The following is an 11,512-nucleotide window of genomic DNA, read 5'->3' on the forward strand; positions in this document are numbered from 1 at the left end:
AATTGGAGCGGGAAACGAGATTCGAACTCGCGACCCCGACCTTGGCAAGGTCGTGCTCTACCAACTGAGCTATTCCCGCATTGTCGACTTATTACGGTGTGTAGATTCATATCTTCGTCACTTGCCAAGCTTGGCAATCACTTCGTGACGAGGTACATGCTCTACCAACTGAGCTATTCCCGCAAAAAAAGACTTGGTGATGACTGAAAAATTGGAGCGGGAAACGAGATTCGAACTCGCGACCCCGACCTTGGCAAGGTCGTGCTCTACCAACTGAGCTATTCCCGCAAACCGGTTCAGTCGTTTTGCGAAAGTGGCCCTTCGCAAAAGTGGAGCGCATTTTACAAAAATCCCGGCGATGCGCAACACTTAATTTGAATTTTTTTCGAAATACCGGTTCATTCGCTCAAATCGTAAACACTTTTTCCCGGTAATACTGCAATTCCGCTATAGACTCACGGATATCGTCCAGTGCCAGATGCACACCTTTCTTCGTGAAACCGTCGAGAATTTCCGGCTGCCAGCGCTTAACCAGCTCCTTAATCGTGCTCACGTCTATACTGCGGTAGTGAAAATACGCTTCCAGTTCCGGCATATACTTCACCATAAAACGGCGATCCTGTCCGATAGTATTGCCACACAGAGGCGATTTGCCGGCATCTACGTAATCACTCAAAAATGCGATAGTTTGTTTCGCCGCTTCGGCTTCATCAATTTGACTCTCGCGGCATCTGGCAGTGAGCCCGCTGTTACCGTGCACACGGGTGCACCACTCATCCATACCATCTAAAATCGCATCCGGCTGGTGTACAGCGATCACCGGCCCTTCTGCCAGTACATTGAGCTGCGGGTCAGTGACGATAGTGGCAATTTCCAGCACCTTACAGGTTTCAGGGTCCAGCCCTGTCATTTCCATATCAATCCAGACTAAATTGCCATCGTGTTTTGTCATTCTAGTTTCCTCGTCTTTAACATGGCACACGGGCCTGACAAACGGTATCATTGGTCAAGTATACGTTAACTTTGCAGGAAATCGTGGCAAAAAAACCAAAACTGACACACCGCCAGAAGCGCCAGGTTGCAGCAAACCGGGCGCGCCGGCTAAAAGATAAAGCATCTGATCCTGAAAAACAGATTGATGCTGCCAACCTGATCCCCGGCCGGGTTGTCGGTCGTTTCGGTAAGCACGCAGACGTTGAAGATCAGCAGGGTACGGTGTACCGCTGTCACATCCGCCGGACTATCGAATCGGTGGTTTGCGGTGATGATGTCCTGTTCGACACCGGTAATGAAAACGAGTCCGGTGTCAGTGGCGTGATTGAAATCGTCCGCGACCGCCGTTCCGTGCTTACCCGGCCGGACTATTACGACGGTGTGAAACCCATCGCCGCGAATATCGACCAGATCATTGTTGTCAGTGCGGTAAAGCCCGATTTATCTCTGAATATCATCGACCGCTATCTGGTTGCCTGCGAAGATACCGGCATTGCCCCCGTTCTCATCCTCAACAAAACCGAGTTACTGAGCGACGAAGAATTCGACACGGTAAAACAGCAACTTGCGGTGTATGAATCTCTGGGTTACAGATTAATTTATACCAGTTGCAAGCGCGGTGACGGCCTGGACGAACTGAAAACCTGTCTGAATGACAAAGTCAGTGTTTTTGTAGGCCAGTCCGGTGTGGGCAAATCCAGTATCATCAATCAGGTGCTGCCGGATGCCGATGAACTGGTCGGTGAAATATCAGATAACTCCGGTCTTGGTCAGCACACCACCACCGCAGCAAAATTACTTCATTTCCCTGAAGGTGGCGATCTTATCGATTCCCCGGGGGTTCGGGAATTCAGCTTATGGCATATGCCGGTAGAACAAATCACCCGCGGCTTCATAGAGTTTCGTGATTATCTGGGCGGTTGCAAATTCCGCGACTGCAAACACATGAACGATCCCGGCTGCCTCATCCGTGAAGCAGTAGAAGAAGGCAAAATCAGCAGCGCCCGCTTCGACAGCTACCACCGCATTCTGGCTACCATGGACGAACAACGCCCGAGCTATACCAATCCGTTTTAAAAAAGCTGATACGTGCACAGCGCTGAAGAGCCGGATGTGGATAGCAGAACCGTAAGCCCTTCCTGCCACGGAGACGGAATTGCCTGCGTGAACTATCTGGCGCAAAGATTTGAAAAGAACGGGTGCCGGAAACGGGGAGCCCGCGGACGGGGGCGGTGTTGTCTGAGTGAACCGTCTGCCGCAGGGATGCGGCAGTCGAGCCCACAGGGATGTGTTTACGGCGTGTTCACGAAGACAGCACCGCTCCCGGCCAGAAGGGCTAACCGCTTTTAATCCTTTTTCCTCTTCCGCTTATATCAAACACTGATGGCCCATAACGGTAAAGTGCATCCGTTTGTTTACAACTTGTTGTACAATCTCATCCGACAGAAACTAGATAACTATTATTTTTCGGAGTGCCCGTGCTGGACTGGTTCAAGGTTAACCTTCAATATATTTTGCCTAAGCATCTTTTATCCCGCCTGGTTGGTAAGTTTGCGGCTGCTGAAGCCGGCGGCGTGACCACAGCGTTTATCAAATTTTTCATCAAGAAATACAATGTGGATATGAGCGAAGCGCTGTATCCCCATCCGGAGCACTACAAAACCTTCAATGAATTCTTCACCCGTCAGCTGAAACCTGAAGTCCGTCAAATCGCCGAAGGTGATGATGTGCTGATCCAGGCAGTTGACGGTGCAGTCAGCCAGTTTGGTGACATTCATCAGGACAGTATTTTTCAGGCGAAAGGCCACAACTACAGCCTTACTACATTACTGGGTGGCAAACCTGAACTGGCAAAGCCTTTCAAAAACGGTAAGTTCGCGACCATTTATCTGTCGCCGAAAGACTATCATCGCATTCACATGCCCGTAGAAGGCACACTCACAGACATGGTGTATGTACCCGGTGAGCTGTTCTCCGTTAACCCTCTGACTGCTGAAAATGTGCCTGGATTATTTGCCCGCAATGAACGGGTAATCGCATTTTTCGACACCCCGGTAGGGAAAATGTCTATTGTACTGGTTGGTGCAACCATTGTAGCCAGTATCGAAACCATCTGGTCCGGCACAGTGACACCGCCTGCTGGTAAAAACGTGCAACACTGGCAATACGAAAGCGATGATGAAGCAGCCGTTAAGCTGGAAAAAGGCGATGAAATGGGCCGCTTTAAACTTGGCTCTACCATTGTGGTTTGCTTCGAAAAAGACCAGATTGAATTTGAGGATATGGAAGCAGGCATGACTACCCGCCTCGGGGAAGTGTTTGCTCTTGCGAAGGCAAATAAAACTGCCTGATTGTGGATCCTGTTAAACGAAGTCTGATAACGCTTCATATCACCGTTATCTTACTGGGCGGCACTGGCCTTTTTTCAAATATTATTCCCTTGAGCGCAACGGATATTACTTTCGGGCGCTCTGTATTTGCCTGTCTGTGCCTTGCTGTATTCATGCGTCTGGCCGGTGAAACCTTCAGACTGAACAACAAACGTGATTACGGTATTGCTCTGTTGCTGGGTAGTCTGATGGCCGTGCACTGGGTAACTTACTTCGCGGCGATGCAATACGCCGGTGTTGCCGTGGGCATGATTGCCCTGTTTACCTTCCCGGTCATAACCGTTCTTATTGAACCCTTCTTTGAGAAAATCCGGCTTGTCTGGCAAGACTTTTTCAGTGCGTTAATTGTTTTTGTGGGCGTGGCGCTGCTGGTGCCGGAGATATCGCTGGAAAACGAGGTGACATTGGGTGTCCTGACCGGTATTTTTTCTGCCGTGCTTTATGCCCTGAGAAACCTGCTTCACCGCCAGCACTTTTCTCACTATTCAGGTGCGAAGGCCATGGCCTGGCAAATCCTGGTGGTGATAGCCTGCCTGCTGCCTTTTGCCAGTGAACACCTCAGTGATGCCACCTTTGATACATGGTTGCTGCTGGCCGTTCTCGGCTCCATGTTTACCGCAGTACCCCACGCGCTTATAGCAACCGCGCTCATCCACTTGCGGGCAAAAACTTTTTCTCTGATTGCCTGCATGCAGCCACTGTACGGCGTAATCCTGGCTATGCTAATTTTACATGAGTCTCCGGGCTGGAAAGCGTTAATAGGTGGCATACTGGTGACATCAGCCTCCATCTACGAAACCATGAACGCACAAAAGCTCCATAAACAGGACAAGTAAATGATAGTACTCGCTCACCGCGGAGCAAGTAAGGCGGCACCGGAGAACACGTTGCTGGCCTTCAGGCTCGGATTCGCCATGGGAGCACACGGTGTTGAGTTCGATACTTATCAGATCGGCGATGACATCGTGGTATTTCATGACCGCTGGCTACACAGAACCACGAATGGCCGGGGGCGGGTTGCCGATCAAACAACTGACTATCTGCGCTCACTGGATGCCGGTCAGGGTGAGCGTATTCCGTTTCTTGCAGAAACCCTGGCTACCCTGCCTGAAGATGCATTATGCAATGTTGAAATCAAAGGGCTGACAGACACCGCCCGCTGGCTCAGCGCTTTTGACCGCGCCTGTGAAGAAAGCGGCGCCAGTACGGACTCCATGGTGATATCGTCTTTCAATCATCAATGGCTTGCAGAGATCAGCCGCGCCAGACCTGATCTTAAAACCGGTGCACTTACCGCCAGTATCCATACCGATTTATTGCAGTTCGCAGACTCACTGAAACCCTGGTCATTACACATTGCACTGGATATTGTTGAAGAAAGTTATGTTAGCCGGGCAAAAGCTGAAGGCTATAAGGTGTTCGTTTACACTGTGGATAACCCTGAGGATATGCTGTTACTTCAGCAATGGGGCGTGGACGGGATTTTCAGCAATGTGCCAGACGTAGCATGTGAAACGCTGAATGCTACGCGACTGATGTGTTAACGGTGTTACTTTGCGAGATGCTGGGATAATACCGTATTGCGGCAACAGCGGCACTGGCGGCACAAACGCATGTTTATCCAGTGGCCGGCAACAATAAGCAGCGCGCCGGTGGCAATGGTGAAGGGTTCGTAGTCGTGCCCGAATATATCTTTGAACCAGTAAATAACCCCGCCTGAAAATAACAGAACCAGCGGATAATATTGCCCGTGATAACGCACCGCGCCGTTAATCAGTGCCACAGCACCTATCAGCATGGAAATAGTAAGAATAGTGCGCTCAAACCAAAGTTGCGCGAAGAATGTTGAGCCGATAAGCGGGATCAGCGGCAGCAACAAAGGCAAAGCAAGACAATGCAACGCACACAAGCTGGATATCCATATACCCAGCCTGTCTAATTTAGTCGGATTGTCAGCATCCTGAATTCGGGACATTTCTCGCCTCGCCAGCAAAAGGGACGTTATAATATAACAGTCTTGGCGAAATTCAAAATTACAATCCCAAAAAAAGGATTAATTCGGCGCGACCATCTGTGGCCTCATCGTGTCCTCTGACTTTTGCTGTGCCATCATCGCAGGTTCAGGCTCGAATAAATCGCTGACCGTCGACAGTCTGATCCCCATTTCTTCCAGCTCAGGCAAACGCTTTTGCAGGATTTTCATGGTCAGCCTGTGCGGATGAGCAATGGCAACAGCGGTCCCCGTTTCGCGGGCAAGCAGCAACATACGATCGAACTCTTTTTCAATGGCCGCTTCGTCGATGACATGGTCGAGAAACACATGCCTTCGTGCTACCGGGATCCCGGCGTGCAATGCGGCTTCCTCCGCGACAGTTTTCACGGATGTACGGCTGTCAACGAAGAATAAATTTCGTTGCTTCAGTAAATCCATAAAAGAGCGCATCGGATTGAACATGCTGGTCAGCCTGCTTCCCATGTGATTGTTTACGCCAATCGCATAAGGCACACTTTCCATTGCACGGGCAAATTGAAGTTCCATCTGAGTCTCAAACATACCTACACGCAATCCGTCAGGCCCCATTTCCTGGCCATCAAAGGATTCCATCGGCATGTGTAACATTATATCCCGCCCCTGGGCATGAGCCAGTTCGGACATTTCAGTAGTCATGGGAGCATCAGGAAGAATCGAGAACGTCACTTCTCTTGGCAGGTCAAGCGCCCTGCGGTCAGAGAAACGATGTCCGATATCGTCGATAATAACGACGACTTTTGGTTGGACACTTGCAGCCGCGACTGGTAGACAGAAGAGTGCAAACAACACACCCCAAAACAACGCAAACCAATCAACCAACTGACGGTCAGTTCTTTTGAGTAAACAAATTTTTAGCAAGCGCACGCCTATTATTTTAATAGTGTAATTATAAGGTTCTTATGACCTTTGTTACCCTGCGTCCATACGGGTTATTTATTTAGTATTGCATTCCATACATATTGAGCATAACAGTGATCTTCGAAATATGAAATTTCAAATGCGCTTTTTTTGACATTTTTTAAACAATTTTTGAGGTGGCCGCTCAGTTCGCCGGAATATCAGAGATCCAGCCAGCTTGAGGGATTAAGGGCCTTGCCCTTGTGCCGGATTTCAAAGTATAGATTAGGATAGTTCTGTCCGCCACTTTGTCCGACTAAAGCAATCGTTTCACCGTCGCCCACCGTATCTCCGGCTTGCTTCAGCAATGCCTGATTGTGACCATACACACTCATATAGCCCTGCCCGTGCTCAACAATGGTTACCAGCCCGAAACCACGTAACCAGTCAGAATAAAGGACGCGGCCATGAGACACGGCTCTCACCGGTGTACCTTCTGCACCTTCAATGATAATGCCTTTCCAGCGCACCTGCCCCTGGCGGCGGGTCCCGAACAGCTTGCGTACCCGTCCTGAAGCCGGTTTTAGCAACTTCCCTTTGTAGCCGGATAAACCAGCCAGTTCTGATTTCGCCGACTCTGCACGACGACGCGCCTCATCAATGGCCCGCACAAGCGCTTCTTCGTTTTGCTTGAGTTCATTTACTCTGGCAGCATCACTCTCGATTTTCTGATTAAGTTTTTTCAGCGTTTCAGAACGATCTGCCTGACGGGCCAGTAACACTGCTTGCTGAGACTTCTGATCCGCCAGCAAGCTATTCAGTGCTCTGGCTTTCTCCGAAAGCGCCTCATTTACCTGAACCAGCTGTTCCACATTCGAGCGGAAAGTGGTGATCTCCTTTGAGCGGGCTTTACTCAGATACTGATAATAAGTCAGCACGCGTTCAAAGGTACTGGCTTCGTCCTGATAAAACAGCATCTTTGCATAGTCATAATTGCCGGCCATGAATGCACTGCGTAACTGGCTCGCCAGCATTGTTTGTTGCTGCAGAATGGCCTTTCTCAGCGCTTCCTGTTCTGCTTCCAGCTTTTTTTGCTGTTCACGGTTATCAGCCAGTTGTGTAGAGGTATCATTGAGAGATTTGGCCGTGGAGGCGATTTCAAGTTCAGATTGCTTCAACGCTGCCTGCAATTCACCGGCATTCGCCTTATTGGCTGCCAGTGTCGCTTGTCTGGCTTTAAGTTCAGCTTGTAACTCAGCAAGTTTTGCCTGTTGTTGTTCCTGAGCATTAGCCTGAGGTAGCAGCACGGTGAACAGGCAGAGCCAGCAAAGGACACTGAGAAGAGGCCCGCGAAGGGACTTTCCGGACGGACCGGCCTGATTGAAATTTTGTACACTCACCCGTTGCTTTGCCTCTGACAGCACCTGACTCTGATTCAAAGTCCATACTATATCAACGGGATAGAGGATTCATCTGCAATCGACTAATTCAATGATGCGCTGTCAGGCTGGTTTCTGTGCGGTTTTTCTATATACTTTGCAGTCGATTTTTAGTCTTCCATGTAAAGTAAGGGTTTTAGGAATGGAACAGCTCGTAGAGTTTGCCGGTAATAATATGCTGTTAGCCGGTGCGTGGGTCGCCTTAGTTGCAATGCTGATTTTCAGCTATGTCACAGGTTTCACTTCATCAGTAAAAGAAGTAAATACCCACGAAATGACCATGCTGGTAAATAAAGAAGACGCCGTTGTTTTTGATACCCGCGCGCCTAACGAGTTTAAAACCGGTCACATTCTCGGTGCCCGCCAGCTGAAACCTGAGGAAGTCAGAGCAAAAGATTTCAAAAAGCTTGAAAACGTAAAAGACAAACCCATTATTGTTGTATGTGCAATGGGTAACAGCGCACGCGGTATTGCAGCGGCCATGAACAAAGCCGGCTTCGCAAACGTGAAAGTGCTGAAAGGCGGCATGAACGCGTGGAACTCTGCCGGACTTCCGGTTGCCAAATAACGGGCCGGAACACAGGAGCAGATTGTGAGTAAAGTAGAAATTTATACCAAGGGGTATTGCCCTTACTGTCATCGTGCTAAAGCATTATTAGCGCAAAAAGGCGTAGCATTCGAGGAAATCGCAATCGATGTGAACCCTGAACTTCGCGATGTGATGATAGAAAGAGCTAACGGCGGTTGGACAGTACCGCAGATATTCATCAACGATACCCATGTGGGCGGATGTGATGACTTATTTGCTCTTGAATCACAACAAAAACTCGATGCGCTGTTAGCGCAATAATTTTAAGTTAAGAACGTATTTACTAATTCAGGAATTATCATGGCTGAAGAAAATCAGAACACCAATGGCGCAGAGGCAGGCCAGCAAGCCCAGGGTCCTCAATTCAATATTCAACGCATCTACACAAAAGACATTTCTTTTGAATCTCCGAATGCGCCGGCTATCTTCCAGAAAGAATGGAAGCCGGAAATCAAATTAGATATCGATACGTCTACAAATAAAATGGCTGAAAATGCATTTGAAGTTGTTTTATCTGTAACCGTTACTGCGACCGTTGGTGAAGAAACAGCGTTCCTGTGTGAAGTAGAACAAGCGGGTATTTTTGCGATTGCACCGGAAATGCCAGATCAGGCTAAAGCACCTCTGTTAGGTTCTTACTGCCCTAACCTGTTATTCCCTTATGCCCGTGAAGCTATTTCAAACCTGGTTAACCGTGGCACATTCCCGGCTCTGAACCTGGCTCCGGTTAACTTCGACGCTATCTTCGCCGCTTACATGCAGAAACGTGCACAGCAAGCGCAGGAAGGTGGTCAGAAGCTAGACGCTTAAGTCACTCTTTTATGAATACCGGTTCAGTAACCGTATTGGGGGCGGGGTCTTATGGCACCGCCCTTGCTTTTTGTCTGGCCAGAAATAACAACCCCACGTTGTTATGGGGCCGCGACGAAGCCCACATGCAGGCACTGGCAGACAGCAGGGAAAACGCCCGTTATCTGCCCGGCGCCAAATTTCCCGATGCTTTGACAGTAGAAGCCGATCTTTCCAAAGCAGTATCTGCCAGCCGCGACATCCTTATTGTCGTGCCCAGCCATGCCTTTAAAGATTTACTTAATACCATCAAGCCGATGCTAAAAGCCGATCACCGGCTGATCTGGGCTACTAAAGGTCTGGAACCGGGTACCGGCAGACTGTTGCGTGACGTTGCACTGGATGTATTGGGTGATACTTATCCGCTGGCAGTACTTTCCGGCCCGACGTTCGCAAAAGAAATGGCTGCAGGTCTGCCAACTGCCATTTCACTGTCGTCCACCTGTGAATCGCTGGTCGATGATTTTGCCCGCAAGCTGCATTGCAGCCGTTCATTCAGGGTTTACAAAAATCCTGATTTCATTGGCGTGCAACTCGGCGGCGCAGTGAAAAACGTTATCGCCATCGGTGCAGGTCTGGCTGATGGCCTTGGCTTTGGTGCCAATGCCCGTACGGCGTTAATCACCCGGGGACTGGCTGAACTGACCCGTCTTGGTGTTAGAGTGGGTGCTCAACCGGAAACCTTCATGGGAATGGCCGGTCTGGGTGACCTGGTATTAACCTGTACTGACAATCAGTCCAGAAACCGCCGTTTTGGTCTTGCACTGGGACAAGGGAAAGACGTGGACACCGCCATGCGCGATATCGGCCAGGTTGTCGAGGGTTACCGCAATACCGAAGAAGTGCATGCACTGGCGAAGCAATATGGCGTGGAAATGCCTATTTGTGAGCAAATATATGCAGTGCTTTATCACGGTAAGCCACCGAAAGAAGCCGCTCTGGCATTACTGGCAAGAGATTTAAAAAGCGAGTAGCACCAGCTACCCGCTTTTCTCACCCGTTCGTATCAACCACTACAAAGCAACCAATTCAGGTTTCCCGCCCGCTTCCTGATAAATCGTCGCGGCAGCCGACAAGGTCTGCTGATAACTGGTAATAACCGACAATTGTGCCGAGAACCAGCTTCGTTGCGCACTCAGCAAATTCAGAAAATCGATATCACCGGCTTTGTAGCGAATTTCAGCTAACCGGTATAACCGTGCGTTGTTTTCCATTGAAGCGACATCCAGTTCATAAGCCGCTTTCAGGTATGCATAGTTGTCCAGCGAATCCAGCAGCGACTGAGACGCGCTTAACGTGGTGGCGCGGTAGTTGTTCCACGCCAGAGCCAGATCCACATCGGCAATCTTCTTACCGGCATCGATACGGCCACCATCGAACAGTGTAGCGGCGCTGCTCAATGCGGCACTCACGCTCCAGCCGGAAGCCAGATCGAGCAAATCACTGACTGATAAGCTACCGCTCAGACTTAATCCCGGCAGCCCCTGAATGCCCGCCAGATACACATCGATATCAGCCTGCTTCAAAGCAACATCCGCAATCTGCACGTCAGGGCGTTGCTTTAACACCGCAGCCGGCTGATACAATTCAATATCCGGCAGAACAAACGACAGCAGCTTTTCTTCACCACTGATGGCAGTTAAGGTTTCATCCCCCAACAGAACCGCAATGGCGCGGCGGCTCAATGTAGCCTGATAATTCAGCCGTAACAGTTCGCCACGGGCACTGATCATGGTGTTCTGTTGCTGACTCACCTCAATACCCGACGCGTCACCTTCCTGAAAGCGAATGTCCACCAGCTTATACAACTGATCAGCCGCTTCGTAATTTTGTTTTGCGATGGCAAGGCGTTGCTCAAGTGACAATAAGGTAAAGTACTCACTGGTCAGCAAACCCTGCACCTGCAATGCTGCACTGCGGCGGGAAAACTGCTGACTGTCGATACTCAGCTTATTGCCAAGCTGAGTAGCTTCACGACTGCCCCATACATCAAAAGTGTAACTGACACCCACACTGCCGGATGTACTGTTTGACTCTGTGCCGGTATCAAAGGTTTTTCCACTGCGGCCGCTTGCATTGGCAGTAATATCCGGAATATTGTCGGCCTGACTCTGACGTAAAATCAGCTCAGCCCGTTGCAGCCGCAGTGCAGCTTCTTCCAGTGTCAGGTTACTGTCTGCCAGGCGAAGCATGAGTGCATTTAATCCCTCAGAATTAAACACACTCCACCAGTTTTCCGCAATGTCTACGCCGGCGCCGTCCTGTGTATAAATATCAAAAACATCCGGCTGTGTTTTTGACTTTTGTCCGTCCAGGTCTGACGGCGTATAAGCACAACCTGTCATTAATGCTGCTATCAGCAAACATCCTGATTTCTTCAAAA

General features: G+C 49.7%; 13 protein-coding genes and 2 tRNA genes. 8 read left to right on the top strand and 7 right to left on the bottom strand.

All coding sequences use genetic code 11. The features are described from left to right. Positions 1-3: 3 nt before the first annotated feature. The 3 genes from ACXAGC_RS00280 to orn all read right to left on the bottom strand — a co-directional run bounded on the left by ACXAGC_RS00280 (position 4) and on the right by orn (position 952). Positions 4-79: transfer RNA gene (locus ACXAGC_RS00280), tRNA-Gly, on the bottom strand. 133 nt (positions 80-212) lie between these two features. Beyond that, positions 213-288, bottom strand: a tRNA-Gly gene (locus ACXAGC_RS00285). 118 nt (positions 289-406) lie between these two features. Beyond that, positions 407-952 carry an oligoribonuclease gene (gene orn / locus ACXAGC_RS00290; protein ID WP_119502708.1) on the bottom strand — a complete coding sequence of 182 codons (546 nt, stop codon included), beginning with the start codon at positions 950-952 and terminating at the stop codon, positions 407-409. An 83-nt stretch (positions 953-1,035) separates the two neighbouring features. On the opposite strand from orn, the gene rsgA reads away from it, so the two are divergent. From rsgA to ACXAGC_RS00310, 4 genes are all read left to right on the top strand, one after another. Further along, positions 1,036-2,070 carry a small ribosomal subunit biogenesis GTPase RsgA gene (gene rsgA / locus ACXAGC_RS00295; RefSeq protein ID WP_303571999.1) on the top strand — a complete coding sequence of 345 codons (1,035 nt, stop codon included), beginning with the start codon at positions 1,036-1,038 and terminating at the stop codon, positions 2,068-2,070. Positions 2,071-2,471: 401 nt separating this feature from the next. Next, entirely contained in the window at positions 2,472-3,344 is an 873-nt protein-coding gene (gene asd / locus ACXAGC_RS00300; protein WP_474841406.1) for an archaetidylserine decarboxylase, read from the top strand. A 2-nt stretch (positions 3,345-3,346) separates the two neighbouring features. Beyond that, the gene (locus ACXAGC_RS00305; protein ID WP_474841408.1) at positions 3,347-4,219 is read left to right on the top strand and encodes a DMT family transporter; all 873 of its coding nucleotides are present in this window, start codon (positions 3,347-3,349) and stop codon (positions 4,217-4,219) included. After that, positions 4,220-4,927 (top strand): glycerophosphodiester phosphodiesterase, encoded by a 708-nt coding sequence (locus tag ACXAGC_RS00310; RefSeq protein ID WP_474841410.1) that lies wholly within the window; start codon positions 4,220-4,222, stop codon positions 4,925-4,927. It begins immediately after the preceding gene. Between the two features lie 5 nt (positions 4,928-4,932). On the opposite strand, the gene ACXAGC_RS00315 is transcribed toward ACXAGC_RS00310, so the two are convergent. The 3 genes from ACXAGC_RS00315 to ACXAGC_RS00325 form a co-directional block, all read right to left on the bottom strand. Further along, positions 4,933-5,358, bottom strand: a complete 426-nt coding sequence (locus ACXAGC_RS00315; RefSeq protein WP_119502713.1) for a MerC domain-containing protein — start codon at positions 5,356-5,358, stop codon at positions 4,933-4,935. Positions 5,359-5,436: 78 nt separating this feature from the next. Next, positions 5,437-6,234, bottom strand: coding sequence for a divergent polysaccharide deacetylase family protein (locus ACXAGC_RS00320; protein WP_474841413.1), 798 nt, complete (start codon positions 6,232-6,234; stop codon positions 5,437-5,439). Positions 6,235-6,473: 239 nt separating this feature from the next. Further along, on the bottom strand, positions 6,474-7,568 hold the full coding sequence (locus tag ACXAGC_RS00325) for a murein hydrolase activator EnvC family protein (RefSeq protein ID WP_474842364.1): 1,095 nt from the start codon (positions 7,566-7,568) through the stop codon (positions 6,474-6,476). A gap of 265 nt (positions 7,569-7,833) precedes the next feature. On the opposite strand from ACXAGC_RS00325, the gene ACXAGC_RS00330 reads away from it, so the two are divergent. Genes ACXAGC_RS00330 through gpsA form a run of 4 tightly spaced genes read left to right on the top strand, consistent with a single transcriptional unit; the run spans position 7,834 to position 10,103 of the window. Beyond that, the gene (locus tag ACXAGC_RS00330; RefSeq protein ID WP_119502715.1) at positions 7,834-8,259 is read left to right on the top strand and encodes a rhodanese-like domain-containing protein; all 426 of its coding nucleotides are present in this window, start codon (positions 7,834-7,836) and stop codon (positions 8,257-8,259) included. A gap of 24 nt (positions 8,260-8,283) precedes the next feature. Further along, a complete protein-coding gene (gene grxC / locus ACXAGC_RS00335) occupies positions 8,284-8,541 on the top strand; it encodes a glutaredoxin 3 (protein ID WP_474841416.1) in 258 nt (85 codons plus the stop codon). Between the two features lie 39 nt (positions 8,542-8,580). Next, a complete protein-coding gene (gene secB, locus ACXAGC_RS00340) occupies positions 8,581-9,090 on the top strand; it encodes a protein-export chaperone SecB (RefSeq protein WP_119502717.1) in 510 nt (169 codons plus the stop codon). Positions 9,091-9,101: 11 nt separating this feature from the next. Then, positions 9,102-10,103, top strand: a complete 1,002-nt coding sequence (gpsA, locus tag ACXAGC_RS00345) for an NAD(P)H-dependent glycerol-3-phosphate dehydrogenase (RefSeq protein WP_474841418.1) — start codon at positions 9,102-9,104, stop codon at positions 10,101-10,103. A 39-nt stretch (positions 10,104-10,142) separates the two neighbouring features. Here the strand turns inward: gpsA and ACXAGC_RS00350 are convergent, their stop codons facing one another. Beyond that, positions 10,143-11,510, bottom strand: a complete 1,368-nt coding sequence (locus ACXAGC_RS00350) for a TolC family protein (protein ID WP_474841420.1) — start codon at positions 11,508-11,510, stop codon at positions 10,143-10,145. Between the last annotated feature and the right edge of the window lie 2 nt (positions 11,511-11,512).

It is taken from the genome of Alteromonas sp. AWJ4_197 (genome assembly GCF_056160285.1).

Bases quoted from the DNA above. Each gene is read 5' to 3' on its own strand.
- secB (WP_119502717.1), top strand. From the start codon at position 8,581: ATGGCTGAAGAAAATCAGAACACCAATGGCGCAGAGGCAGGCCAGCAA.
- ACXAGC_RS00330 (WP_119502715.1), top strand. From the start codon at position 7,834: ATGGAACAGCTCGTAGAGTTTGCCGGTAATAATATGCTGTTAGCCGGT.
- ACXAGC_RS00315 (WP_119502713.1), bottom strand. From the start codon at position 5,358: ATGTCCCGAATTCAGGATGCTGACAATCCGACTAAATTAGACAGGCTG.
- ACXAGC_RS00310 (WP_474841410.1), top strand. From the start codon at position 4,220: ATGATAGTACTCGCTCACCGCGGAGCAAGTAAGGCGGCACCGGAGAAC.
- gpsA (WP_474841418.1), top strand. From the start codon at position 9,102: ATGAATACCGGTTCAGTAACCGTATTGGGGGCGGGGTCTTATGGCACC.
- orn (WP_119502708.1), bottom strand. From the start codon at position 952: ATGACAAAACACGATGGCAATTTAGTCTGGATTGATATGGAAATGACA.